The sequence below is a fragment of the Halogeometricum sp. S3BR5-2 genome, from assembly GCF_031624635.1.
Taxonomy (GTDB): Archaea; Halobacteriota; Halobacteria; order Halobacteriales; family Haloferacaceae; genus Halogeometricum; species Halogeometricum luteum.
In genome coordinates this window covers 847,097-871,574 of the sequence record NZ_JAMQOQ010000002.1, presented here as the reverse complement: position 1 = coordinate 871,574, position 24,478 = coordinate 847,097, and the positions used below count along the sequence as shown (strand labels likewise).

Below are 24,478 nucleotides of genomic sequence, written 5' to 3'. Positions count from 1 at the left end.
GATGACCGAGCCGCAGCCGGACACGCCGGAGGCCGCGGCGCGCCCGCCGCGCGACCCGGACCGACTGATCGAACGCGCTGGCCTGCGCGGCGACCCCGACCAGGACCAGCACTTTCTCGTCGACGACCGCGTTCTGGACCGCATCCCCGACTACCTGCCGGAGGGCGCCGACACCTCGCACGTGCTCGAAGTCGGCGGCGGGACGGGTGCGCTGACCGACCGCCTGCTCCGCGTCGCGGGGCGCGTCACGGTGGTCGAACGCGACGCGCGCCTGGCCGCCTTCCTCCGCGAGGAGTTCGTCGACGAGGTCGAATCGGGTCGACTGACCGTCCTCGAAGGCGACGCCGTCGAACTCGACCTCCCCGAGTTCACCGCCTGCGTCTCGAATCTCCCCTACGGAATCTCCTCCGCGATAGCCTTCCGACTGCTCCCGCGCGGCGTCCCCCTCGTCCTGATGTTCCAGAAGGAGTTCGGCGAGCGGATGGCCGCCGAGGCGGGGACGAGCGAGTACGGCCGCCTGTCGGTGAGCGCCCAGCACTACGGCGACGTGGAGGTGGTCGAGACCGTCCCCAAGGGGGCGTTCTCGCCCGCGCCGGCCGTCGACAGCGTCGTCGTCCGCGTGACGCCGCGCGACCCCGACTACGAGGTGGACGACGAGGCGTTCTTCCTCGACTTCGTGAAGGCGCTGTTCACCCAGCGGCGAAAGACCATCCGAAACGGCATCCGCAACACGGCGCACATCTCCGGGCTGTCGGACCCGGAGGCCGTCGTCGAGGCGGCCGACGAGGAGACGCTCCGGAAGCGCGCGGGGAAGATGGCCCCGAGCGAGTTCGCCGCGCTGGCGGCACTCGCCGACGAACACGGTCGATAGATGAGCGCCGCGTCCCTCCTCGTCCCGCTACAGAGCGGCGTCTCCCCGCTGGACGAACTCGCCTCGCTCGTGCCGTCGTTCGCCGGTCGCGTGGCGGTCACCGGCGTCATCCTCCTCATCGTGACGGCGCTCTTGGCGCGCGGCGACCGAGTTCACGACTCCGACCCCGGACACGTCCCGGCGGCGCTGTGGAGCCTGCTCGTGACGCTGACGACGATGTCCGTGACCGTCGGGGGCGCCGCCGTCATCGTCGGCGTCTGGGGGCAGGCGACGCAGGTCGCCGAGGTGTTCGAGGGGTACGACTTCGGCTACCGGTCGTTCGTCAACCTCGGGCTCTCGATTCTCATCCTCGTCGGCGCGTACACGATGACGAGCCTCGTCCGCCGACTCGTCGACGAGGTGACGGAGGCCCGGCCCGCGGTGAGCCAGCACCAACGCGAGATAGCCTACCGCATCGCGCAGGTGTTCCTCTACGTCGTCGGCGTCGCCATGGTGCTCGCCCTCTGGAACGTCGACCTCGGGGGCATCCTCGTCGGCGCCGGGTTCCTCGGCATCGTCGTCGGGATGGCCGCCAGACAGACGCTCGGGGCGCTCCTCGCGGGGTTCGTCCTGATGTTCTCCCGGCCGTTCGAGATAGGCGACTGGGTCGAAGTGGGCGACCACGAGGGCATCGTCACCGACATCACCATCGTCAACACGCGCATCCAGACGTTCGACGGCGAGTACGTGATGGTGCCGAACGACGTCGTCTCCTCGGAGAGCCTCGTCAACCGCAGTCGGAAGGGGCGCCTCCGCATCGAGGTCGACGTGGGCGCCGACTACGACGCGGACCCGAAGCGCGCGGCCGACGTGGCGCTGGAAGCCGTCGAGCGGTTGGACGAACCGCTGAGCGTCCCCACGCCGCAGGTGGTGCTGAAGCGCTTCGCCGACTCGGCCGTCGTGCTCGGCGTCCGCGTCTGGATCGACCGCCCCAGCGCGCGCCGCAAGTGGCGGACGCAGACGGCGGTCATCTCCGCGATAAAGGAGGCGTTCGAATCGGAGGGTATCAAGATACCCTACCCGCAACGCGAACTCATGGGTCGAGAGGAGGAGAACGGGTTCGTCGTCTCGGGCGGCGAGCGAGCGGCCGCCCCGCGGGACCGGAGTCCGGCGCCGGACTCGCCGACGGCGACGACCGACGGCGGGGACGGCGAGGACGAGAGTGCAGAGAGCGCGGAGAGCGAAGAGAACGAAGGGGCGGAGACGCCCGAGGGCGACGGCGGCGACTCCCCGGACGGTGAGGACTCGTGACGGGGCGCGACTTGGCCGAGCGCCGCGGGATGGAGACGAACGTCTACCAACCCGCCGAGGACTCCGCGCTCCTCGCGGAGGCCGTCGTCGACCGCGCGAGCGGCCGGTTCCTCGAAGTCGGCACCGGGTCGGGGTGGGTCGCCGAACGGGCCGCCCGAGAGGCGGACGTGACGGAAGTGGTCGCCAGCGACGTCAACCCGCACGCCTGCGAGAGCGCCCGCGAACGCGGCGAACGCTCGGCGGACGAGGGCCACCTCGCTATCGAGGCGGTGCGCGCGAACCTCGTGGACCCCTTCGCCGACGACGCGTTCGACACGGTGGCGTTCAACCCGCCCTACTTGCCCACGGACCCCGACAACGAGTGGGACGACTGGATGGAGCAGGCGCTCTCGGGCGGCGAGACCGGTCGAAAGTTCCTCGACCCGTTCGTCGACAGCGTGGGGCGCGTGCTCGCCGACGGCGGGCGCGTCCTCCTCCTCGTCAGTTCGCTCACCGGGTACGACGAAGTCGTCGCGCGCGTCGAGGCGCGGGGGTTCGCCCACGAGACGGTGGTGCAGGAGTCCTACCCGTTCGAGGTGCTGTCGGTGCTCGAACTGAAATAACTATAGGTAATAGAACGCATCAGCAAATATTAAGCGTCGGCATTTCGTAGCCGTGGCTGATGACCGAACTGGTAGCGACCTCGCCCGGGCTCTTTCCCCTCCCGGACTGGGCGAAGTCGGACCTCTCAGACCTCAAAGGGCACCAGAAGGACGACCTCATCTCCGGCGACGAGTCGGACGCCATCGTCGGCGTCTACGAGGAGGCGCGCGAGGAAGTCGTCTCGGACCAACTCGACGCGGGCCTCGACCGGGTGGTCGAGGGCCAACTCCGCTGGGACGACATGCTCGCACACCCCCTGACCGTCCACGACAACGTCGAAACGGGTGGCATCGTCCGCTACTACGACAACAACAACTTCTACCGCGACCCGCGCGTCGTCGGCGAACTCGACTTCTCCGGCGACGTGGCCGCGGAACTGGAGGCGGCCGCGGACCTCGCGGGCGAGACGCCGCTTCAGGCCGTCCTCCCCGGCCCGTACTCGCTGGCCGAACTCGCCAGCGACGAGCACTACGGCGACGACGCCGAGTTCCTCTCGGCCGTCGGCGACTTCCTCGCCGGCGAGGTGGAGGCGTTCCCGGAACACGAGACGCTGTTCCTCCTCGACCCCTCCCTCGTGACGGACGCGCCCGACGAGGACCTCGCGGAACTCGTCCCCGAGGCCATCGACGCCGTCGCCGGCGCGACTGACGCCGACGTGGTCGTCCACACCTACTGGGGCGCCATCGACGAGAAGACGTACGCGCACCTGATGGACGCCGACGTCGAGGCTATCGGCCTCGACTTCGTCGCCGGGGGAAGGGAAGAGACGCTGTACAACCTCAACGAGTACGGTGCGAAAGACGACGTTGCCCTCGGCCTCGCCGACGGTCAGAACACCCTCGTCGAAGACCCCGAGACCGTCCGCGAACGCGTCGACTGGGTGAACGGCCAGATTCAGGCCTCGGAGTTCGACACCGCCTACGTGACGACCAACACCGAACCGTTCTACCTGCCCGTGAACAAGCACAAGGAGAAACTCGCCGCGTTGGCGGCGGCCGCCGACCTCGAATCGGAGGTGGAGGCGTAATGTCCCGGAACGCCGAGAACCGCGAGCAGTTCCGCCCGAACGGACTGGAGACCGACCACTTCCTGCTCACCACCGTCGTCGGAAGCTACCCCAAACCGAAGTGGCTCAACCGCTCGAAGGAACTCGCGGCCGACGAGGAGTCGAAGTTCGACGACGACGACTTGGAGGAGGCGTACGACGACGCCGCGCGCGTCATCACGCACGAACACGAGAACGCCGGCCTCGATACCGTCGTCGACGGCGAGATGCGCCGCGAGGAGATGGTGGAGTACTTCGCCCACCGCATCCCCGGCTACGAGTTCAACGGCCCGGTGAAGGTATGGGGGCACAACTACTTCGACAAGCCCTCCGTCGCCAGCGAAGTCGAGTACGACGAACCCTGGTTAGTGGACGAGTTCGAGTTCACCTCGAACGTCGCCGAGAAGCCCGTCAAAGTTCCCATCACGGGTCCGTACACGCTCGCGCGCTGGTCGTTCAACGAGGCCTACGACACGGAGGCCGACCTCGCCTACGACCTCGCGGACCTCGTGAATCAGGAAGTCGAGAAGTTGGTCGAGGCGGGCGCGAAGTACGTCCAGATAGACGAACCCGCCCTCGCCACGACGCCGGACGACCACGCGATCGTCGGCGAGTGTCTCGAACGCATCGTCGACGGCATCCCCGAGGACGTCCGTATCGGTCTGCACGTCTGCTACGGCGACTACTCGCGCATCTACCCCGAGATAAACGAGTTCCCCATCGACGAGTTCGACGTGGAACTCTGCAACGGCGGCTACGAGCAGATAGACGTGTTCACCGACCCCGAGTTCGAACCGGACCTCGCTCTCGGCGTCGTCGACGTCCACACCGCCGAGGTCGAATCGGTCGAGGAGATAAAGGAGAACATCCTCGAAGGACTCAAAGTCGTCCCGCCGGAGAGACTCACCGTCTCGCCGGACTGCGGCGTGAAACTCCTCCCGCGCGAGGTGGCGCGCCGGAAGATGGAGAACATGGTAGAGGCCGCCCGCGAAGTCGAGGCCGAACTCGACGCCGGCGAGATAGACGTCACCGCGCCGACGCCGAAGGCCGACTGAGCGTTCCGGTCTCCCCTCCGGCCCCAATCGCTTAGTCCCGCACCGGCGTCGACCCGGACATGCGCCTCGGAGACGGCCTCCTCGGAGCAGTCGTCGCCGTCGCCGGATTCGTCGTCGTGACGGCGGCCGTGACGGAACTGCTGGCCGACGCTATCGAGTTCTCCCTGCTGCTCGGCCTGCCCGCGGGACTCGTCGCCGGCGGCGTACTCGGACTGCTCTGTTATCGGTGGCTCGGGGACGAGGACGCCGGAGTGCGGCGCCGCGGCGTCGGATTCGCGGGGTTCGGCGTGTTCTTCCTCGGAACGCTCCTCTCGCTCGTCGCCCTCGCCGGGTTCCGCAACTCGCGGGCGCTCCCGGTCGCTGTGGCCGTCGGCGTCGCCGCCGCCGTCGGCGCCGTCCTCTGGTTCCGGCGGTCGGACCGCGCCGTCGCTCGGGGACCGCCGCGGTAGGGGTCGACGGACGCCGCTCGGGTGCCCTCCCCGCCCGGACCTTTTTCCGCGATTGCGCTCCACCACTCACCATGACCGATTCGGTCGCCGACCGACTCGAGGGTATCGTCCACGCGGACACGCAGGTCACGGTGCGCGGCGTCGACCTCACCGCCGCGGAGATTTCGGTCGTGGAGGAACCCGGTCGCATCGACTTCGGCGGCGGCGAACTGACCGCCGCCGAGTCCTCGCCGGTGGAGACGGGGAAGCGGAACGCCGAGGACGACTACGGCTGGTGGAATCTGACAGAAGGAACGTACCTGCTCTCGTACAACGAGACGCTGACGGACGGTGACCCCCTCGTCCTCCAACCGCGGACGGAACTGCGCGAACGCGGCGGCTCGCACCCGACGCTGTTCACCGACTCGCTCGGGACGGTCCCGCTGTCGGTCCCGAGCGGCGGCCTCCGACTAAAGGAGAACGCGCGCGTGTCGACGCTGCTCGAACCGCCCTGAGTCCGTCGAGACGCGGGCGGAGCAGATACCGGGCTCAGATCCGGTCCGTCTCGACGCTCCGCGCGCGCCGGGTTTCGACGCCCGCCGTGTCCGCCGCTCCGGCCGCCCCGAGCACCCAGTCGTCGCCGACGCGCCGCACGGACACCTCCTCGCCGACGGCGTCGGAGATTCGCTCGGGGGCGACGCCGCAGGCGGCCGCGACGCGTTCGAACTCCGTCCGCCCGGTCAGACGCGTCGGCACCGGCGTCCAGACGGGCAGCGTCGCGTCGCGGCCCTCCAACGGGAGCACCACGTCGAAGCGGACGCCCGGCGTCCGTCGGAGGCGGTGCAGTCGGCCAGACGCGCGTCCGCGACGCGACTCGGGAACGACGGCGCGGACGACGCCCGAATCGACGTGCGGGGCGGCGACGAGGGCGCCGAGGCGCGCCTCCACCTCGCGTATCGACGCCGGGGGTCCGGTGCGGACGGGAGCGACGGCCGCGAACAGGCGCTCTGCGACGCGCGTCGCGGTCCACGCCGTCACGGCGAGGAGGCCGACGCCGAAGACGGCGGCCGCGAGGAAGAACGCGCCGAGGAGCCACAGCAGGAGGTCGAGTTCCATGCGAGACGTTGGCTCACGGACGATATAGCGGTTGCTCGCGGTGGGGCGGACCGTCGGCGTCGCTGACGGGAGTGACGAAAAACGAAAACTGCGTCGGAACTCAGTGGTCCTCTTCTTCGTACAGCCACGTCTCGTCGACGCGGTCGTAGTCGACGAGTTCGTCGTCGTCGAAGAAGAGGTCGATTTCGCGTTCGTTCGAGCCCTCGTCCTCGTGGTCCGAGGCGTGGATGACGTTGCGGCCGAGGTCGAGTCCGTAGTCGCCGCGGATGGTACCCGGCGCGGACTCGGCGGGGTCGGTCTCGCCGACCATCGAACGGACCTGTCGGGTCGCGTCGGCGCCCTGCCAGACCATCGCGAAGACGGGGCCGGACGTGATGAAGCCGACGAGGTCGTCGAAGAACGGCTTGTCCTCGTGTTCGCCGTAGTGCTCCTCGGCGAGGTCCCGGTCTATCTGCATGAACTTGCCGGCGACCAGTTTGAGGCCGCGCTCCTCGAAGCGGGAGACGATGTCGCCCACGAGTCCGCGCTGGACGCCGTCGGGCTTGACCATCACGAACGTGCGCTCGTCGTGGTGGCTCACTGCTCGTCGCCTCCGGCGGGACCGCTGGCGGCCTGTCCTTCGGCGGTCCACTCCAGGTCGCGCGCCTCGCGGCCGAGGAAGTAGTTCTTCTCGGCCTTCGAGTCCTTGAAGTGGAGGATGGTGCCGTCGTTCCGAACGTACATCGTGCCCGTTCCGGGCTCGATCTCTTCACCCGTGTAATCGCAGGTTCGCGTCTCTACCATTGGTTACTGACCTCCGATGGAGTCCGCGTCGCGCTGGGTCTCGCGCAACTGGAGGACGTCGCCCTCGCGGACGGGGCCCAGCACGTTCCGCGTGATGATGCGGCCCTGGTTCGACCCCTCTCGGATGCGGCACTTGACCTGCATGGCCTCGCCGTGCATCCCGGTCTTGCCAACGATCTCGATGACTTCAGCCGAAGTCGAGTCGCTGGCGGTCTCTTCTGCGCTCATGGTCGATTACTGAAGTTCCTCGACCTTCGCGGCGATGTCTTCGACCTGCTCCTGTGCCTCGCCCGCGTCGACGATGGCGGCGGCGGCGGAGCCGACTTCGAGACCGGCCGCGTGGCCGACTTCGTCCTGCGTCTCGATGAAGATGTACGGGATGCCCTTCTCCTCTGCGAGTTCGGGGAGGTGCATCACGATCTCTTCCGGCGAGACGTCCTCGGCGACGAGGACGAGTTCGGCGTTGCCGCGCTCGACGGACTTGGTCGTCTCGTTCGTACCTTTCTTTACCGTGCCTGTGTCTCGTGCGACCTCGAGCGCCTCGAGGGCGTCCTCTGCGAGGTCGGCTGGGACGTCGAATTCTACGTATACTGCCATGTTGTTCACCTAATTCCTGCTCGCGGGCTCGACATCCTCGCCGGCGGACCACTGCTGGTCGCGGTCGTTCCCTCTCGGCGAGGAGCGTTCATCAACCCCGGGCAGGCTGTACAGTCAGTTAGCTCAGGACCCCATAAAAACGCTTTCAATGCTCCCCTGGCGTGTTACCCGTCCGCACGGCCGTTATCGGCACATTCACCGCGGTCGAACGACCGTCGGACGCGAGCGGAACACTCCTTACGGCGCCTCCGATAACGAGCGCATGGACATCGCGGCTCTCGCCCGGACTCTTCGGTCGGCGGCGCGACGGACGGACCAGCGCCGACTCCTCGTCCTCGCCGGCCCCCGCGACGCCGGCCTCGACGCCGCCTTCGACGCGGTGGCCGGCGCCGAGGCGCCGGACGACGAGGTGACGTTCGTCACCGCCCGCGAGGGGTTTCGATTCGAGCGCGTCCGACCGAAACGCGCCGGAAACCTCCTCGGCACCACCAGAACGGTCGTCGTCTGCGACGCCCACGAGGAGTTCTCGGCGAACGTCGTCGGCCGCCTCGCGGGCGTCGTCGACGGCGGCGGCCTGTTCGTCCTCCTGACGCCGCCCTTGGACGAGTGGCCCGAGACCGACGGCTCCTTCGAGGGGTCGCTGGCCGTTCCGCCGTTCTCCCGCGCCGACGTGGGCGGGCGCTTCCGCGCCCGACTCGCCGAGACGCTCCGGACGCACCCCGGCGTCGCGATAGCCGACCTCGAATCGGGAACGGTCGAACGCGACGGCTCGGACGACGACGGCGGGCCGGGGGTCGGCGACGACTCCGCGCGCGCCGACCGCCGGCCCGCCCCGCCGCGGAACCACCGGTTCCCCCGCGCCGCCTACGAGGCGTGCCTGACGACCGACCAGTCGCGCGCGCTCTCGACGCTCGAACGCCTCCGCGACCCCGGCGAAGCGGTCGTCGTCGAGGCTGACAGAGGGAGAGGAAAGTCGAGCGCCGCCGGCCTCGCCGCGGGCAGTCTCGCCGCCGCGGGGCGGGACGTGCTGGTGACCGCCCCCGGCTACGCCAACGCGCGCGAGGCGTTCGTCCGGTCCGCGGCGCTCTTGGACGAGATAGGGTCGCTCGACGCGCACGACGAGGCGGCGCACGTCGTCCGCGCCGTCGACGGCGGCCGCGTCCGCTTCGCGGACCCGCCGACGGCCGCGACGCTCCCCGAGGACCCCGACGTCGTCCTCGTCGACGAGGCGGCGGCGCTCCCGGTCCGTCTCCTCTCGTCCTTCCTCGACGCGCCGTCCGTCGGCTTCTTCACCACCGTCCACGGCTACGAAGGGGCGGGGCGGGGGTTCTCCGTGCGCTTCCGGGACCGCCTTTCCGAGAGCGACCTGTCGGCGACGGACGTGCGGATGGACGACCCCATCCGCTACGCCCGCGGCGACCCCGTCGAGTCGTGGTCGTTCCGCGCCCTCCTGCTGGACGCCCGGCCCGCCGTCGACCCCCTCGTCGCCGACGCGACGCCCGAATCGACCGAGTACCGCGCGTGCTCGAAGGACGAACTCGCGGACGACGACCATCTCCTGCACGAGGCGTTCGGCCTCCTCGTCCTCGCGCACTACCGGACCGAACCGGACGACCTGGCCCGCCTCCTCGACGCGCCGAACCTCTCCGTGCGGGCGCTGACCCACGAGGGCCACGTCGTCAGCGTCGCCCTCCTCGCACGCGAGGGGGGCCTCGACGCCGACACCCGCCGGTCGATGTACGAGGGCGAGCGAGTGCGAGGCAACATGCTGCCGGACGTGTTCACGAGCCAACTGCGCGACGAGGAGGCCGCCGTGCCCGTCGGCTACCGCGTCGTCCGCATCGCCACGCACCACGCCGCCCGCTCTTCGGGTCTCGGCTCGAAACTGCTCGCCGAGATTCGCGCGGAGGTGCAGGAGGGCGAAGAGACCGTGGACTACCTCGGCGTCGGCTACGGCGCGACGCCCGAACTCCTCTCCTTCTGGCGCGAGAACGGTTACTCGGCGGTCCACCTCTCGACGACCCGCAACGACACCAGCGGGGAGTACTCCGCGCTGATGCTCGACCCACTCACCGACGCCGGAACGGACCTGCGCGACAGGCACGCCGGGTGGTTCCTCGGCCGCCTCTCGGGCGTTCTCGCGGACCCCCTGCGCGACGCCGACCCGGACGTGGTCCGGGCGGCGGTGCGGGCCTGCGGCGCCGTCCCGCCGGTCGACCTGTCGGACCGCGAGTGGCGCGTCGTCGTCGGCGCGTCGTTCGGACCGGGGATGTACACCACCGCGCCCGACGCGTTCAGGAAACTCGCCCTCCGCGCCCTGAACGACGACGACCCGCCCTGTACCGAGCGAGAAGAGCGACTGCTCGTGCGGAAGGTATTGCAGGGTCACCCGTGGCCGACAGTGGCGGACGAACTCGGCCACCACTCGCCGCGGAACGCGATGAAGGCGCTCGGAGACGCCTACGCCTCGGTCGTCGAGCGATACGGCGCGGACGCCGACGCGGTCGCTTCGGAGCGGCGGCGGTTCGAGGGGTAGGCGGCGAAGCCGACGGGCGACACCTCGAAGTCGCCCGCCGACCTCTCTCGACCATGACGCAGTGCGCCGAAGACGGCTGCTCGGACCCGGCGGCCGTCCGCGTCTACGTACCGTGGGACGAGGACAGAGACGTCTGCACGGGTCACGCGCGAGCGCTAGTTCAGAAAGACGGCGTCGTCGCCGAACCCTTGGAGGGGGCGGGCGACGACTGGCGGTGAGAGAGGAGGACCGGACTCAGCGGATGCGGACCGCCATCATCATCTCGTCGACGTAGTCGTCGCCGATTTTGTAGTGATCCGCGCGGACGGCCTCGGTGCCCCAGCCGTGACTCTCCAGGAAGGCGATGGCGTCCTCGTTCGTCGCCGGGACGGAGTTGTACAGCTTCTCGAACCCGCGTTCGCGCGCCCACTCGACGCCGCGTTCGAGGAGGCGACTCCCCATCCCGCGCCCGCGGAACTCCGGTCGGAGACCGACGGTGAGGACGGCCGTGTGACGGAGTTTCGCCGTCTCCGGCAGGTCGAGGTGACACCACCCGGCGAGTTCGTCGTCGACGGTGGCGACGAACACCATCCGCGAGCGCGCGTCGTTGTGCCGGAGGACGACCTCCTCGTGGTCTATCATGTCTCCCACCGTCTCCGCCTCGATGTACGTCCCCTCCTCGGCCACCTCGCGAATCGCCTCGACGAGGGCCTCCAAGTCCACCTGCTGGGCCGTCCGGATGGTGAACCCCTCGCCGTCGTCCGTCTCGAACACCTCCGCGTCGTCCTTCTCGTAGGCCACCTGCACCTTGTCGTCGACTTTCCGGATATACCCCTCCCGTCGCAGGACGCTCAGGTGCGCGCCGAGCGCGCCGGGTTCGAAGTTGAGCGCGCGGCGGACGTCGTCCTCGCGGACGATGCCGTGGCTCTCGATGTAGTCGTAGATGTCTTTGCGGTCCGCGTGGTCGAACGCGAGCGACTTCGTTACGTCCATGCCAGCGACTACCACGCACCGAAAGTTAATGTTTTTTAATTATTGTTTGAACGTTCGAGCGCCGAACAGCATCGTCCGGGAGCAAACGCGGTTCCGGTTGCGGCGTCGTCGGGGCCGGTTCCATCCTCTTCGTTCGCTCACCGTCGCGGCGGCGCGTCGGTGAGCAGTCGCGCCACCTCTCGGGCGTCGTGCGTCTGGAGCAGAATCTCAGCCGCCGTTCGGACCGTCGCGTCGGGGTCGATTCGGACGCCGTAGCACCGCGCGTACAGCGTCAGCCAGTCGTTCAGCGCGCGGTGGAGCGAGTCGAGTTCCGCCGCCGAGAAGCGGACGTTCCGCCCGCCGGTGTGCGCTTCGAGGTAGACGCCGGTCACGGGCGCGACGCCCCCCCGGACGTACGACAGCGCTCGCTCCGTCTCCTCCCCGTCCGCCGGCGGTTCGAACCGCAGACGCTCGGCGCGGGCCGCCGCGGCCAGCGCCCGAATCTCCCGGTGATAGGGCGACCGCTCGGCGGCTTCCGACCCCGCGTTCCCGCCCTCCGCGCGTTCGCCCGTCATCCCTGGTCGAACGCCACCCCCTTGCCGCCGCGCGGGTGGCGCCACTCGGTGTCGGCGACGACGGCGCACGTCCCGCACTCCACGCAGGGCTGCGTGTCGAGGCTCACCACGCGCTCCTCGCTCCCGTTCGTCCGAACGACCTCCTCGCGGTAACAGCCCCCGCCGAAGTCCTTCGCGCTGACGGGACAGGCGGTGACGGCGGCGCCGCTGGCCGCGTAGGAGTCGTCGCGCAGCGTGATGTGGGGGTTGCCCACGTCGGTGTCGTACGTCAGTTCGCCGATGCGCTCCTCCAGACTCGGCGGTTCGACGCCGCTCTCGTCCGCGACGCGCGTCCCCAGTTCCTCGGCGATGACCGTCGGGAGCGTCACGTACGGCGTCCGGGTGTCCGGCACGACGGCGGAGAGCCGGGGAGACCCGTACAAGCCTTCGAGGCTACCGCTCAGCGCACGAATACCGAGGCGGCCCAGACGGGAAGTGAGGAGGGAGTCGACGGTGTCGGTCACGCCGTCCCGCTCCGCGACGGTCCGGACGAGGTCGTAGCCGCGCGGTCTGAGCTTGCGCATCACGCCCTCGTCGCGGAGTTTCTCGGCGTACAGGCGGCCGGCGTCCTCGGGCCGCCCGCGCCCCCGCGCCTGCGCGAACGCCTCGCCGGCCAGCGCCCCCGCGGTGACGGCGTGGTTCATCCCCTTGATGATGGGGCCCTGCGCCTGCATCTGCCCGGCGGCGTCGCCGACGACGAGCAGTCGCCCGGCGTGAGGTTCGCGCAGCGCCGCCTTCTTCGAGTCGGGGACGAGTTTCGCGGCGTACTCTCTCTCCCGGTAGTCGTCACCGAACCACTGCGCCAGCAGGGGGTGCGTCAGCAGGGCGTCGAGCAGTTCGTGCGGTTCCGCCCGCTCGGCGACGAGGCTGTCGAGGTGGAACACCGTCCCGACGGAGAGGGAGTCCTCGTTCGTGTAGAGGAAGCCGCCGCCGCGGACGTCCGAGAACAGGTCGCCGGAGAACAGGTGCGCCGCGCCCTCGTCCTCGTCGATGGCGAAGCGGTCGTTCACCGCCTCGGCGGGCACGTCGACGACCGCTTTCACCCCTTGGAACCACTCGTCGGGGTCCGCCCAGTCCATCAGGCCGGCGTCGCGCGCCAACTCCGAGTTGACGCCGTCAGCGGCGATTATCACGTCGGCCTCGATGGGGTCGAGTTCGTCCGTCGTGACGCCGACGACCTCCCCCCTCTCGCTTCGGAGCAGGCCGTTCGCGCGGACGCCCGTCAGCAGGCCGCCGCCCGTCTCTCTGGTCATCTCGTGGACGCGGTCCGCCAGCCACGCGTCCATCTTCCGCCGGAGGACGGCGTCGGCCCACTCGGTGTCGTGCTCGTGGAGCGCCCCCAAGTCGAACGTCTCCACCCGGTCGCCCGCGACGTTGTGGAGGTAGTAGCGCGTCACCGGACGCTCCGCGGCCTCCGCGCGGAAGTCCGGGAACAGGTCGTCTATCGTCACCGGGGCGGACGTCTCGGCGTAGATGAGACCGCCCGAGACGTTCTTCGACCCGGCCTCGGCGCCGCGCTCTAAGACGAGCGTCTCGACGCCGTATCTGGCTAGGGTCGCGGCCGCCGCGGCCCCGCCGGGACCGGCGCCGACGACCACCGCCTCGTAGCGTTCGCGCTCGGTCATTCGCCCTCACCTCCCGTCGCCGCGTCGGTATCGGGTGATTTTGAGACTCTCCCGCCGTCCGTCGCCGCCGCGTCTCCCGCGACGGCGCCGGCCTCGAACGTCCCTCCGCGGACCGCCTCTGTCAGCGCCGGGAGCACCTCGAACAGGTCGCCCTCGACGAAGAAGTCCGAGAAATCGCGGATGCGGGCTTCGGGGTCGGTGTTCACCGCGACGACGGTGTCGGACTCGTCCATGCCGACCTTGTGCTGGACCGCCCCGGAGATGCCCGCGGCGACGTACAGTTTCGGCGCGACGACCTGCCCCGTCTCGCCTATCTGTCGCTCCTCGCGGGCGTACCGCTCGACGTGGGGTTCGAAGGCGTACGACCCGGTGACGATGCCGCGGGAGACGCCGACGTCGGCGTCCTCGAAGGCCTCCGCGAGGTCCAGCGCCAGTTCCATCCCGCGGGTCGGGTCGGCGCCGATGCCGCGTCCGACGGCGACGACGACGTCGCGGCCGGACAGGTCGACGCCCTCGTCCAAGCGCTCGTGGTCGGTGACGGCGACGCGGAACCACGCCTCGTCGAGGCCGAGTTCGTGGTCGACGACGAGTCCCTCGCGTTCGGGGTCCGGGTCGGGCACGTCGAAACTGCCGGGGATGACCGACGCGCTCTGCGGGTGGAACTCGCGTCGGGGGTTGTCCAGACAGAGGATGGTCGAGTACTCGAAGCCCGAGAAGTCCGGGCGCTTCATGTGCAGGACGCGGTCGAACGTCCGCTTCTCGCCCGCGGCGCCGGTCTTCACCGGGTTCGAGATGACCTCCTCGTCGATGTAGAGCCCCGAGCAGTCGCTGGCGAGGCCGGAGTCGAGTTCGGCCTGCACCAGCGCCGAGAGGTCCCGGCCGTTGTTCGTCGCCGGGAAGAGGAAGTAGCGGGGCTTGTCGTAGTCGCGCCACGCCTCCTCGCGGCCGCCGACGGCTTCGCCGCCCGCGTGCTCCGCCCCGGCGCGGGCCATGTCCGCGACGATTTCGGCGTACGGCTTGTGCCGGAAGCGTTCGAGGCGGTCGTCCTCGCGGACGACGACGACGTCCGCACCGAGGGCGATGCAGTCGTCGGCGTGCCTCCGCACGTCGTCGCCGACGAGGACCGCCACGACGCGTTCTTCCTCCTCGTCTCCATCGTCCCCGCCCTCGCCGCCCGCGTAGCGGTCGTTGTAGCCGTCCATCAACTCGCGGGCCTTCCCGAGCATCTCCTTCGACACCGAGACGAGTTCGCCGCCCTGCGTCTCGCAGTACACCCACATGTCGCGGTAGCGGCCGTCCCGGAGCGACCGAACGTGCCGCTTGTCGCGCGTCGGGTGCGAGAGCTCCGGATGTCGCTCCTCGGGCGGACGGTCGTCCACCTCCGTCTCCTCGCCCTCTCCCTCCTCGCTCCCCTGCACGGCGTCGAGTCGGCGCTGAATCAGGCGCTTCACCGCGCTGCGGTCCTCTCCCTCCGTCTCCTCCCGCAGGAGGCGTTCGAGTTCGTTCGCCTCGTCGACGCGTTGGAGGGCGTTGCCGACCTCCGCGGCGGACATCGCCGAGAGGTCGATTTCCTCGACGCCCTCCTCGTCGTCCTCGGAGAACTTCTCGATGCGGCTCTCGACGAGGGCGACCGCGCCCGCGCGGTTCTCGCCGGACTGCTCGGCCTCCAGAATCTCGCGGAGTTCCTCGACGTCGTCTACGTCCTTTATCGCCGGACCGAGTTCGGAGATGTCGTACTCGCCGGGGTCGAGCGTCACGGTCAGTCACCCCCCGCGGCCGCGGCGTCGCCCGCGTCGCCCGCCAGCGGTCGCATCGCGTCGAGGACGTCGCGCATCTCCTCGGCGTCGGTCGGGTCGACCATCGTCGCCTCGCGTTCGGCCGGCGGTTTCGGAATCGGGTCGACGGAGGAGACGATGGTGGGCGACCCGTCGAGGCCGATGTAGTCGGGGTCGACGTTGATGTCGGCGTGGTCCCACACGGTCAACGCGTCCTCGTAGCTCTCGGCGCGTTCGCGCGCCGTCTCGCGCAGGTCCTTCAGCGTCAGGCGGTGTCGCGCGGTCCGATAGGACGGCTCGAACTCCGGGTCGACGACGACGAACGCCGGGAGGTCCGTCTCCACCGTCTCCGTCTCCGAGAGGTCGCCCTCCACCAGCCGCCGCGCGCGGAGCCGCTCTTCCTCCTCGTCGATGTCGAGAGCGGTGACGTGGGTCACGACGGGCATATCGAGACACCAGCACGTCTGCGGGCCGGTGTGGCCCGTCTCCCCGTCGGCCGTCTTGAACCCCGCGAACACGAGGTCGGGGACGCCCATCTCCTCGATGGCGGCGCTGAGCGTGATGGCCGTCGCCCACGTGTCGGCGGCGGCCATCTCGCGGTCCGATATCAAGTAGAGGTCGTCGGCGTACGTCGTCGCCATCGCCTCCCGGAGCACCTCCTTGTACCCCGGCGGGCCCATGCTCATCACCGAGACGCGCCCGCCGTGTCTGACCCGCGTCTGCAACGCGGCGTTCAGCGCGTACGCGTCGTTCGGGTTCATCACCGTCGGCGTCTTCCCGCGTTCGAGGTGGCCGTCCTCGTCGAACGACACCTTCCCCTCCCGGAAGTCGGGGACGCCCTTCGTCAGCGTGAGTGTGTGCATCGTTGACTCACCACTAGGTGACGATGGACTACCGATTCCTTAACAATTATTCTTGATAGAGTGAGCGTGCGGCGCTCACACGCGGCCCGCGCGGCCGGGGTCGACGTCGATGGCGTCGACGGGGCAGACGTCGACGCAGAGCATGCAGTCGATGCACTGGTCCTCGCGGGCGGGTTCGACTTTCACCTCCGACTCGGGGTGGTCGGGCGTGTCGACCCACGAGAACACGTCCACCGGGCAGTCCTCGAGGCACGCCCCGTCGCCGATGCAGATGTCGAAGTCGACGGCGACGTGCGTCCCGTGGATTCCGAGTTTCTCCGGTGGGTCGACCGGTCCCCACACCGTCACGCCGTCCTCTTCGTCCACCGCTTCCCGGTTCTTCTCGAAGTTCGGGTCTATCGGCATAGGGTAAGGTGGGACGGCGACGCGCATAAACTTACAGTCGACCGACCGCCGACCGACGACCGCCGCCGTCGACCGGGCACCGCCTATTTCCCCCGGCCGAGCGAAGGACTCCCCATGGACGCCATCGCGCTTCTCGCCATCGCACTCGCCGCAATCGGCGTCGTCGGCGTCGTCGTCCCCCTCCTCCCGGGTGCGTTGCTCTCTCTGGTCGGCGTCTACCTCTACTGGTGGTCGACGGGGTACGCCGACCCATCGCTGCCGGTGCTCGTGACGCTCACCGCCGTCGGCCTCTTTACGGTGATAATCGACTACTTCGGCGGCGCCATCGCGGCGCGGGCGGGCGGCGCGTCCTCGCTCACCACCGCCGCCGCCGTCGTCGTCGGCCTCGTCCTCCTCGTCGTCACGGGGCCGGTGGGCTTCCTGCTCGGCATCGCCGCCACGGTGTTCGTCGTGGAGTTCGTGCGCAACAACGACCCCGAACAGAGCGCGCGTGTCGCCCTCTACGCCACCGCGGGCGTCCTCGCCTCGACGGTGATGCAGGTGCTTCTCACGGGCGCCATGCTCGTCGTCCTCGTCCTCGCGGTGCTGTTCTGAGGGCGAGCGGAGGCGTCGAGTCGAATCGAGTCGAGTCCGACAGCGTTTACATCACGGGTCAGATATTCGGCTCCGTGTCGCACTCGACCGACTCGCTGCTGTCCGCGGTGCTCCTCTTCCTCCTCGCGGAGTGGGTGACGACGGCCTACCGGTTCGCGGGCGTCTCGACGGCGTTCGGCGTCGCCGCGATGCTGCCGGTGTTCCTCTCGGCCGCTCTCGTCTCGGACCTCGGGTAGTCACGCCCGCGCGACGGCCCGCACCGGCGCGCCGTCGGCGTCGACGCGGAGGGGGAGCGCAAGCAACTCGAACCGCTCGGGAACCGAACCCAGGTTACACAGGTTCTCGACTATCAGCCTCTCCGACCCGAGGAGCGCGCGGTGCGCGGGCACCGACTCCGCGCCCGTCGGGTCCGGACTCAGCGCGTCGGTGCCGACGTGGAACCCCCGGTCGGCGCACCGTTCGGCCGTCTTCGGGGCGAGGTAGGGGTGGTCGGTCATCCGGTCGGTGCCCCACTCGGTCTCCCACCCGGTGCGGAAGACGAGCATCTCCCTCTCTTCATCTCCGTTCCCGTCCCTCTCGGGCACCGCGTTCGGGCCTATCTCTCCGTTCGCGCCGACGCCGCGGCAGTCGACGAGGCGGGCGTCGAAACGAAACCGGTCGACGTCGAACGACCCGAGCGTCGCTCCGTCCGCCTCGGTGTGCGCGGGGGCGTCGATATGCGTCCCCGCGTGCGTGCCGAGTTCGAGGCGCGAGACGCGGTAGCCGTCCGCCCCGTGCGTCGCGTGCGGCGTCACGTCGACGGCGGGGTCGCCGGGGTACGTCGGCATCCCCGATTCGACGCGGCGCGTGAGGTCGACCAGGTGGGTCATCGTCGCGCCCCCTACTCGTGCGCCCAGTAGACGACGGACTCGTCGGGTCCCTGCGAGTCGACTCTCGCAAATCCGATGCGCTCGAACTGCACCACGTCGTCCACCTTCGAGTCGGCGAAGTCGGGTTCGGCGACGCCCGTCACGTCGCCGTCCATCGTCCGCATCCGGACGGGAACGTTGTCCTCGGCGGGCGCCCAGTGAACCACGTCCACGTCGCCCGAGCGGACGGCCTCGATGGCGTCGTCGGTGTGGACCAAGGAGTCGTCCTCGCGGCGGACGCAGCCGAATCCTTTCAGCCAGACGCGTTCGCCTTCTTCGGGGACGTCCGCGGGTTCGACGACGACGCCGTCCGCGGCGGGGACGGTTCTGTCCCCTCTGTCCTCGTGGTCCGGATGAATCGCCGGATGACCCGCCTCGGGGCCGCCCTCGACGGCGAACCGTTCGCCCTCGCGGACGAGGAAGTAGCGGGCCGCCTCGTCGTCGACGATATCGCGGTTGTTCGCGTAGATGGCCGACATCGAGAGGTCGACGTCGGAGGTGGAGGTGCCGAGTTCGAGCATCGCGTCGACGATGGCCGACCCTCGAATCCCCCGGCGGCGGAGGCTCTTGATGGTCGGCGCGCGCGGGTCGTCCCAGCCGTCGAGTTCGCCGGCGTCTATCTTCTCCTTTATCGTAGAGGTGGACATCTTCACGTCGTAGGCGTCCACCTGCACGTGCCCCCAGTGGACGACTTCGGGGTACTGCCAGCCGAAGTAGTCGTAGAGGAACCGCTGTCGCTTCGCCGAGTCCTGCAGGTCGATGCCGCGGATGATGTGCGTGACGCCCGTGAGGTGGTCGTCGACGCCGGACTGGAAGTCGAGCATCGGCCAACAGCGGTACTCGCTCGCTTCCTCGCGCGGGTGCGGCGTGTCTATCATGCGGAACGCCACCCAGTCGCGCAGGGCGGGGTTCTTGTGCTCGATGTCCGTCTTGATTCGGAGCACCATCTCCCCGGAGGATAACTCCCCGTCGACCATCGCCTCGAACTCCTCGCGGGTCGTCTCGGCGTCCTTGTCGCGGTGCGGGCAGGGTTCCCCCGCGTTCTTCAACTCCGAGAACGCCTCGCCCGAACAGGAGCAGGTGTACGCCCCGCCCATCTCGATGACCTCGCGGGCGTGGTCGTAGTACGTCTCCACGCGGTCGGAGGCGCGGATGACCTCGTCCGGTTCGAAGCCGAGGTAGTCGATGTCCTCTAAGATAGCGTCGTAGGCGTCCAAGTCGGGCCGCTTCGTCTCGGGGTCGGTGTCGTCGAAGCGGACGACGAACGACCCGTCGTATATCTCCTTGTAGGTGCCGATGACGGCGGGCATCCGCGCGTGGCCGATGTGCCACGGGCCGTTCGGGTTCGGCGCGGCGCGCATCCTGACCTCCTCGTAGTCGTCGGCGTTCGGCAGGTCCGGCAGCGTCCGGTCGTCGGCCTCCTCCTCGGCCTCCATCTCGGCGAGTTCCTCGGGGGCCAACTCCTCCAGTCGGGCGCGTTTCTCGTCCGGCGGGAGGTCGTTCACGCGCCCGACGACGCCGCCGACGACGCCCGGAATCTCGTCGCCGTGGGGTCTGAAATCCGGGTTCTCGCCCATCAGCGGTCCCATGACCGCCCCCACGTCGGCGTCGCTGTCGTACTTGACCGCGTTGAGGAGAGCGTGCTTCTCCGCCTCCTCTTCGACGCGCGCTCGTAACTCGTCGTCCATTACCGTCCGCTTCCGCCCGCCGCCTAAAAACAGGCCCGGATTGGGGCACGCGCGCGCCGCCCGCGTCCGCCCCCGGCCGGACGGCCTCGTTCGACCGGCGGCGACGCGGCGACGACGCGACCCGCACCCACGCCGCGGGCACACGGGTAGGGGTGCGTTAACTCTTGGCACGGATAGCATATATCGCTTTCGCGGCCGTGCAGTGTGAGAGCGCAACTGCAGGTCGGGAGAAATCGGAGAAGTCGGCGCGGCGTCCGCGCCGCATCAGCGCCGCGTCCGGGGCGTCAGTAGCCGCGGGTGATGAGGTAGTCGGCGATGTCTTCCAGCAGCGAGTGCGCCTCGTTGTCCGGGAGGACTTCGAGGTGGCGCTTCGCCCGGTCCGTGAGTTCCTGTGCGGTCTCGCGGGCGTAGTCGATGGAGCCGGCCGCCTCCAGTTCGGCGACGGCGGCGTCTATCTCGTCTTCGGTGACGCCGTCGACGGTGTCGGCTTCGACGAGTCCGTCCACGTCGACGCCCTGCTGGCGCGCGTGGAGGGTGATGAGCGTCTCCTTGTCCTCGACGAGGTCCGACCCGCGCTGTTTCCCCAGTTTCTCCGAGGGGACGGTCAGGTCGAGCACGTCGTCCTGAATCTGGAAGGCGCACCCCGAGTCGATGCCGTAGCGGTAGAGCGCCTCGACCGTCTCGTCGTCGGCGCCCATCAGCACCGCGGCCGTCGCGGTGGCGGCGCCGTACAGCACCGCCGTCTTCAGTTCGACCATGTCGAGGTACTCGTCGGGCACCACCTCCGTCCGGCGCTCGAACTCCACGTCCAGCGCCTGTCCCTCGCAGATCTTGGTGCAGGTGGTGGCGAGCAGTCGGACGGCTTCGAGGCCGTTGGCGGGGTCCGCGCCGGTGTCGGTCATCAGCTCGAACGCCTTCGCGTACAGCGTGTCGCCGGCGAGGATGGCCGTCTCGGTGTCGTACTCTTTGTGCACCGCGGGGACGCCGCGACGGAGGTCGTCGTCGTCCATGATGTCGTCGTGGATGAGGGTGAACGACTGGATGACCTCGATGCTCACGGCGGCGGCCATCACGTCGACCGTCGTGCCGTCGACGCCCGGGAACGCCCGGTACTCCTCCGAGAGCGGTTCGACGTCCGCGAGCGCCTCGGCGGTGAGAAGCGTCACCGTCGGGCGGAGCCGCTTGCCGCCCGCCTGCAGGAGGTACCGCGTGGCCTCGTACAGCCGTTCGGGTTCCGCCATCGGCACGTCCTCGTCGAGCGCGTCGTTGACGAGCTGCCGCCGCTCTTGGACGGCTTCGAGCACCCGCTCCTCCGTCGCTTCCGAGTTCATCTCACTCCACCAGTTGGATCATGTTGCCGTTCCGCGTCACGTGGAGGTCGCGCCCCAGCGCGTACCCCTGCGACTCACAGAGGTCCACGTACGGCGCGAAGCCCTTGAGGTTCTGGTGAGCGGGGATGACGTGCTGCGGCTGGAGCGCGTCGAGCATCTGGTAGTGGCCCTCCTCGCGGAGGTGGCCCGACACGTGAATCTCGTCGTAGATGCGCGCGCCCTGCATCTTCAGCAGGCGTTCGGACTGGTAGCGCTGGCCCTCGTTGGTCGGTTCCGGGATGACCCGCGCGGAGAAGATGACCTTGTCGCCGTCGTCCAGTTCGTACGGCGTCTCGCCGCGGCCCATGCGGGTGAGCATCGCGCGCGGTTCGCCCTGGTGACCCGTGACGATGGGGAGGTAGTTCTCCTTGCCCTCCTTCATGATGCGCTTGAACGTCCGGTCGACGGACTTTCGGTGGCCGTACATCCCCACGTCGTCGGGGATGTCGACGAAGCCGAGGCGCTCTGCGGTGCCGGAGTACTTCTCCATCGAACGGCCCAAGAGAACGGGCTGTCGGCCGATATCCTTGGCGAACTCGACGATGGAGGAGACGCGGGAGATGTGCGAGGAGAACGTCGTCGCCACGATGCCGCCGTCGTAGTCCTCGACGGAGGTCATCACGTCCTTCAGGTGGCGCCGCGCGACGGACTCGGAGGGGGTGCGCCCCTTCCGGCCGGCGTTCGTGCAGTCCTCGATGTAGGCGAGGACGCCGTTGCCCTCGCGACCGATCTCTCGGAAGCGCTCCATGTCGATGGGGTCTTCGAGGACCGGCGAGTGGTCCATGCGCTTGTCGAGGCCGTAGACCACGGCGCCCTCGGGGGTGTGGAGGACGGGGTTGATGGCGTCGATGATGGAGTGTGTGACGTGGACGAACTCCAGTTCGACGTTGCCGGAGTCCCCGATGGACATCGTCTCGCCGGCGCTCATCTTCACGAGGTCGTTGCCGACGTTGAACTTGTTCTCCCCTTCGACCTGCTGTTTCACCAGTTCGATGGTGAACGGCGTCGCCACGACGGGCGCGTCGTAGCGGTGGGCGAGTTTCGAGATGGCGCCGATGTGGTCGAGGTGGCCGTGCGTCGGCACGATGGCCTTCACGTCGCCCTCGAGTTCGGACATGACCCGGTCGTCCGGGATGGCGCCCATGTCGATCAGGTCGAGGCTGTGCATCTTTTCGGTCTCCACGTTGTCGTGGATGAGGACCTGACTCAGGTTCAGGCCCATGTCGAAGACGACGACGTCGTCGCCCGCACGTACCGCCGTCATCTGGCGACCGACTTCTTCGTATCCGCCTATGGTTGCGATTTCGATTTCCATGGTTTTCCGAGCATTGAAAGCCACAACTGTGGCGAAGGTGCTCACTCAAACGCCCCGCCGATTCCCGGACGCGCCGGCGAAGGCGCGTCCGCGTCACGGGACTGAACGGCCCCGGCATCTTACAGCACGTCGGTCGTCGGCCCCGCGTGCGACGGCCCGGCGCCGTCACACTTACCCGCGGGTGTAGCAGTAAGTGGGGCTACACACTGGGGTATTAAAAACTACGTGGGTTACGCCGCTCGTCCGACCCTCGCCGCGTCCGGCGGCCTCCGCGCCGACCTCGCGGGGTCTAGTCAACTCATAAGAAAGATTAAATATCGAAGGTGTCCTGTTCCGGACACGTATGGACACGAGCAGACTCGCGGCGGAGGTGGAGGCGGACCCCTTCGAGTATCTGCCGGTGATGCTGCTCGTGACGCGTCCCGACGAGGCGGGCCACCCCGTCGTGGAGGACTGCAACGGGCGGTTCCTCGACCGACTCGGCTACGCCCGCGAGGAAGTTGTCGGGCGCCGCGTCGCGGCGTTCTACACCGCCGACTCCGCGGAGCGACACCGGAACGGCGGGTACGAACGCGCCCGCGAGGGGACGTACGACCGCGAGGAGCGGGACTTTCTCACCGCCGACGGCAACGTCGTCTCCACCGTCGTCCGCGCGACGCCGCGCCGCGTCGACGGGACGGTGGTCGGCGTCGTCGCGGTGTACGTCGACGTGACGAGACAGAAGTGGCGCGAACAGCAGGTGAAGGTTCTCAACCGCGTGCTGCGGCACAACATCCGAAACGACCTGAACCTGCTGCACGGCCACGCGACGACGCTCGCCCGACACGAGGACGAGGCGGTGGCGGCGTCGGCGCGGGTGATCGGCCGAACCGTCGAGCACTGGCTGTCGCTGGCGGAGAAAGTCGCGGAGATAGAGCGCGCCTTCGAGGAGTTTCCCACCCGGTCGACGCCGCTGTCGGCGCTGCTGCGGGAGACGCAGACGACGGTCGAACTCGCGCGGCCGTCGGCGACCGTTCGGATCGGACGCCCGGCCGACGACGACGTCCCCGTCTCCTCGCGCCTCGGCGTCGCCCTCGAAGAACTGTGCGAGAACGGCGTCAAACACGCCGAACGGGAGCGTCCGACGGTCACCGTCGCCGCGACGCGCGAGGGGGAGTGGGTCGAGGTGACCGTGACCGACCAGGGGCCCGGCATCCCCGACCACGAGCGCGCGGTGCTGCGGGACGGCGAGGAGACGTCGCTCGTCCACGGGAGCGGACTGGGGTTCTGGCTGGTCCGCACGGTCGTCCGGCGTCTCGGGGGCGAACTCGACGTCGGCGACGCCGCCGACGGGGAGGGCAGCGTCGTGACGGTGCGAGTGCCCGTCGCCTCGGTCGGAGCTGTCAACGACCGATGAGGAATCGGACGTGCGTTCGGCACCTTTAATACCGAAACCCGATGCGTTGTTGCCATGAGCGGACGACCCCTCGACGTACTCGAGGCTTCGCTGGAAGAATCCGTGACCGTCAACCTGAAAGACGGGAGCTCCTACCACGGAACTCTGGCGGGCTACGACCAGCACATGAACGTTGTCCTCGAGGCGCCGGCCGACGAAGAGGAGACCATCCTCGGCGAGATAGAAGTGACGCCGGTGGAAGACACAACCATTATACGCGGCGATAACGTCGTCACGATCAAAGCATGACGGGAGCAGGAACCCCGAGCCAAGGAAAGAAGAACAAGACGACGCACGTGAAGTGCCGTCGCTGCGGTGAGAAGTCCTACCACGTGAAGAAGAAGCAGTGCTCCTCGTGCGGGTTCGGCAAGTCCGCCAAACGCCGCGACTACGAGTGGCAGTCGAAGTCGGGCGACCACGGTAACTGAAGCGGCCTCTCCTCTCTCTCGTCTCTTCTCTCCTTTCCCCGAGCAGCAGTGCCGTCCGTATCATCGACTCGCCGTCGAGTAACCCCTCCAGTCCGACCGCGTCAGATAATGCACGAATGTGCACATAATCGCCTCTAGAACCGG

29 protein-coding genes are annotated in these 24,478 nt (G+C 68.9%); 14 read left to right on the top strand and 15 right to left on the bottom strand.

Translation table 11 applies throughout. The features are described 5' to 3' along the window. The first annotated feature begins 1 nt into the window (after position 1). The 7 genes from NDI79_RS11060 to NDI79_RS11030 all read left to right on the top strand — a co-directional run bounded on the left by NDI79_RS11060 (position 2) and on the right by NDI79_RS11030 (position 5,846). Positions 2-871 (top strand): 16S ribosomal RNA methyltransferase A, encoded by an 870-nt coding sequence (locus NDI79_RS11060; RefSeq protein ID WP_310928517.1) that lies wholly within the window; start codon positions 2-4, stop codon positions 869-871. After that, the gene (locus tag NDI79_RS11055; RefSeq protein ID WP_310928516.1) at positions 872-2,161 is read left to right on the top strand and encodes a mechanosensitive ion channel family protein; all 1,290 of its coding nucleotides are present in this window, start codon (positions 872-874) and stop codon (positions 2,159-2,161) included. Between the two features lie 29 nt (positions 2,162-2,190). Beyond that, positions 2,191-2,763, top strand: a complete 573-nt coding sequence (locus NDI79_RS11050) for a HemK2/MTQ2 family protein methyltransferase (protein ID WP_310928730.1) — start codon at positions 2,191-2,193, stop codon at positions 2,761-2,763. A 59-nt stretch (positions 2,764-2,822) separates the two neighbouring features. Continuing rightward, positions 2,823-3,830 carry a 5-methyltetrahydropteroyltriglutamate--homocysteine methyltransferase gene (locus NDI79_RS11045; RefSeq protein WP_310928515.1) on the top strand — a complete coding sequence of 336 codons (1,008 nt, stop codon included), beginning with the start codon at positions 2,823-2,825 and terminating at the stop codon, positions 3,828-3,830. Beyond that, positions 3,830-4,903 carry a methionine synthase gene (locus NDI79_RS11040; RefSeq protein WP_310928514.1) on the top strand — a complete coding sequence of 358 codons (1,074 nt, stop codon included), beginning with the start codon at positions 3,830-3,832 and terminating at the stop codon, positions 4,901-4,903. The genes NDI79_RS11045 and NDI79_RS11040 overlap by 1 nt, the downstream gene beginning before the upstream one ends. A gap of 59 nt (positions 4,904-4,962) precedes the next feature. Then, positions 4,963-5,352 carry a DUF8147 domain-containing protein gene (locus NDI79_RS11035; RefSeq protein ID WP_310928513.1) on the top strand — a complete coding sequence of 130 codons (390 nt, stop codon included), beginning with the start codon at positions 4,963-4,965 and terminating at the stop codon, positions 5,350-5,352. Positions 5,353-5,423: 71 nt separating this feature from the next. Continuing rightward, entirely contained in the window at positions 5,424-5,846 is a 423-nt protein-coding gene (locus tag NDI79_RS11030) for a dCTP deaminase/dUTPase family protein (protein WP_310928512.1), read from the top strand. Positions 5,847-5,880: 34 nt separating this feature from the next. Here the strand turns inward: NDI79_RS11030 and NDI79_RS11025 are convergent, their stop codons facing one another. From NDI79_RS11025 to rpl7ae, 5 genes are all read right to left on the bottom strand, one after another. Beyond that, entirely contained in the window at positions 5,881-6,447 is a 567-nt protein-coding gene (locus tag NDI79_RS11025) for a hypothetical protein (protein ID WP_310928511.1), read from the bottom strand. A gap of 100 nt (positions 6,448-6,547) precedes the next feature. Then, positions 6,548-7,027, bottom strand: coding sequence for a nucleoside-diphosphate kinase (ndk, locus tag NDI79_RS11020; protein WP_310924097.1), 480 nt, complete (start codon positions 7,025-7,027; stop codon positions 6,548-6,550). Continuing rightward, entirely contained in the window at positions 7,024-7,230 is a 207-nt protein-coding gene (locus tag NDI79_RS11015) for a 50S ribosomal protein L24e (RefSeq protein WP_310928510.1), read from the bottom strand. Before NDI79_RS11015 ends, ndk begins: the two co-directional genes overlap by 4 nt. Before the next feature lie 3 nt (positions 7,231-7,233). Next, the gene (locus tag NDI79_RS11010; RefSeq protein ID WP_021052342.1) at positions 7,234-7,458 is read right to left on the bottom strand and encodes a 30S ribosomal protein S28e; all 225 of its coding nucleotides are present in this window, start codon (positions 7,456-7,458) and stop codon (positions 7,234-7,236) included. Between the two features lie 6 nt (positions 7,459-7,464). Next, entirely contained in the window at positions 7,465-7,827 is a 363-nt protein-coding gene (gene rpl7ae / locus NDI79_RS11005; protein ID WP_310924101.1) for a 50S ribosomal protein L7Ae, read from the bottom strand. A 262-nt stretch (positions 7,828-8,089) separates the two neighbouring features. On the opposite strand from rpl7ae, the gene tmcA reads away from it, so the two are divergent. Then, entirely contained in the window at positions 8,090-10,363 is a 2,274-nt protein-coding gene (tmcA, locus tag NDI79_RS11000) for a tRNA(Met) cytidine acetyltransferase TmcA (protein WP_310928509.1), read from the top strand. Between the two features lie 53 nt (positions 10,364-10,416). After that, positions 10,417-10,581, top strand: coding sequence for a DUF8014 family protein (locus NDI79_RS10995; RefSeq protein WP_310928508.1), 165 nt, complete (start codon positions 10,417-10,419; stop codon positions 10,579-10,581). Positions 10,582-10,597: 16 nt separating this feature from the next. Here the strand turns inward: NDI79_RS10995 and NDI79_RS10990 are convergent, their stop codons facing one another. The 6 genes from NDI79_RS10990 to NDI79_RS10965 all read right to left on the bottom strand — a co-directional run bounded on the left by NDI79_RS10990 (position 10,598) and on the right by NDI79_RS10965 (position 16,596). Next, positions 10,598-11,335 carry a GNAT family N-acetyltransferase gene (locus NDI79_RS10990; RefSeq protein ID WP_310928507.1) on the bottom strand — a complete coding sequence of 246 codons (738 nt, stop codon included), beginning with the start codon at positions 11,333-11,335 and terminating at the stop codon, positions 10,598-10,600. Between the two features lie 137 nt (positions 11,336-11,472). Continuing rightward, complete coding sequence (locus NDI79_RS10985; protein ID WP_310928506.1) at positions 11,473-11,889, bottom strand: DUF8055 family protein; 417 nt, start codon at positions 11,887-11,889, stop codon at positions 11,473-11,475. Then, positions 11,886-13,553 (bottom strand): FAD-dependent monooxygenase, encoded by a 1,668-nt coding sequence (locus NDI79_RS10980; RefSeq protein WP_310928505.1) that lies wholly within the window; start codon positions 13,551-13,553, stop codon positions 11,886-11,888. Before NDI79_RS10980 ends, NDI79_RS10985 begins: the two co-directional genes overlap by 4 nt. Beyond that, entirely contained in the window at positions 13,550-15,310 is a 1,761-nt protein-coding gene (locus NDI79_RS10975) for an electron transfer flavoprotein subunit alpha/FixB family protein (RefSeq protein ID WP_310928504.1), read from the bottom strand. Before NDI79_RS10975 ends, NDI79_RS10980 begins: the two co-directional genes overlap by 4 nt. A gap of 2 nt (positions 15,311-15,312) precedes the next feature. Further along, positions 15,313-16,191, bottom strand: a complete 879-nt coding sequence (locus NDI79_RS10970) for an electron transfer flavoprotein subunit beta/FixA family protein (protein WP_310928503.1) — start codon at positions 16,189-16,191, stop codon at positions 15,313-15,315. 75 nt (positions 16,192-16,266) lie between these two features. Then, complete coding sequence (locus NDI79_RS10965) at positions 16,267-16,596, bottom strand: 4Fe-4S dicluster domain-containing protein (protein WP_310928502.1); 330 nt, start codon at positions 16,594-16,596, stop codon at positions 16,267-16,269. Between the two features lie 114 nt (positions 16,597-16,710). Between NDI79_RS10965 and NDI79_RS10960 the strand changes: the two genes are divergently transcribed. Beyond that, positions 16,711-17,190, top strand: a complete 480-nt coding sequence (locus tag NDI79_RS10960; protein ID WP_310928501.1) for a DUF456 domain-containing protein — start codon at positions 16,711-16,713, stop codon at positions 17,188-17,190. Positions 17,191-17,264: 74 nt separating this feature from the next. Beyond that, positions 17,265-17,426 carry a hypothetical protein gene (locus NDI79_RS10955; protein WP_310928500.1) on the top strand — a complete coding sequence of 54 codons (162 nt, stop codon included), beginning with the start codon at positions 17,265-17,267 and terminating at the stop codon, positions 17,424-17,426. On the opposite strand, the gene NDI79_RS10950 is transcribed toward NDI79_RS10955, so the two are convergent. The 4 genes from NDI79_RS10950 to NDI79_RS10935 form a co-directional block, all read right to left on the bottom strand. After that, on the bottom strand, positions 17,427-18,059 hold the full coding sequence (locus NDI79_RS10950) for a cyclase family protein (protein ID WP_310928499.1): 633 nt from the start codon (positions 18,057-18,059) through the stop codon (positions 17,427-17,429). 11 nt (positions 18,060-18,070) lie between these two features. After that, entirely contained in the window at positions 18,071-19,786 is a 1,716-nt protein-coding gene (locus NDI79_RS10945; RefSeq protein ID WP_310928498.1) for a glutamate--tRNA ligase, read from the bottom strand. 284 nt (positions 19,787-20,070) lie between these two features. Further along, entirely contained in the window at positions 20,071-21,117 is a 1,047-nt protein-coding gene (gene idsA3 / locus NDI79_RS10940; protein WP_310928497.1) for a geranylfarnesyl diphosphate synthase, read from the bottom strand. Position 21,118: 1 nt separating this feature from the next. Further along, positions 21,119-22,471 carry an RNase J family beta-CASP ribonuclease gene (locus NDI79_RS10935; RefSeq protein WP_310928496.1) on the bottom strand — a complete coding sequence of 451 codons (1,353 nt, stop codon included), beginning with the start codon at positions 22,469-22,471 and terminating at the stop codon, positions 21,119-21,121. 343 nt (positions 22,472-22,814) lie between these two features. Here NDI79_RS10935 and NDI79_RS10930 point away from each other — a divergent pair, with 343 nt between their 5' ends. The 3 genes from NDI79_RS10930 to NDI79_RS10920 are packed head-to-tail and all read left to right on the top strand — an operon-like array spanning position 22,815 to position 24,334. Next, a complete protein-coding gene (locus NDI79_RS10930) occupies positions 22,815-23,867 on the top strand; it encodes a sensor histidine kinase (RefSeq protein ID WP_310928495.1) in 1,053 nt (350 codons plus the stop codon). A gap of 54 nt (positions 23,868-23,921) precedes the next feature. Then, positions 23,922-24,155, top strand: coding sequence for an LSM domain-containing protein (locus NDI79_RS10925; RefSeq protein WP_310928494.1), 234 nt, complete (start codon positions 23,922-23,924; stop codon positions 24,153-24,155). Then, the gene (locus NDI79_RS10920) at positions 24,152-24,334 is read left to right on the top strand and encodes a 50S ribosomal protein L37e (RefSeq protein WP_310928493.1); all 183 of its coding nucleotides are present in this window, start codon (positions 24,152-24,154) and stop codon (positions 24,332-24,334) included. The genes NDI79_RS10925 and NDI79_RS10920 overlap by 4 nt, the downstream gene beginning before the upstream one ends. The last annotated feature ends 144 nt before the right edge of the window (positions 24,335-24,478 follow it).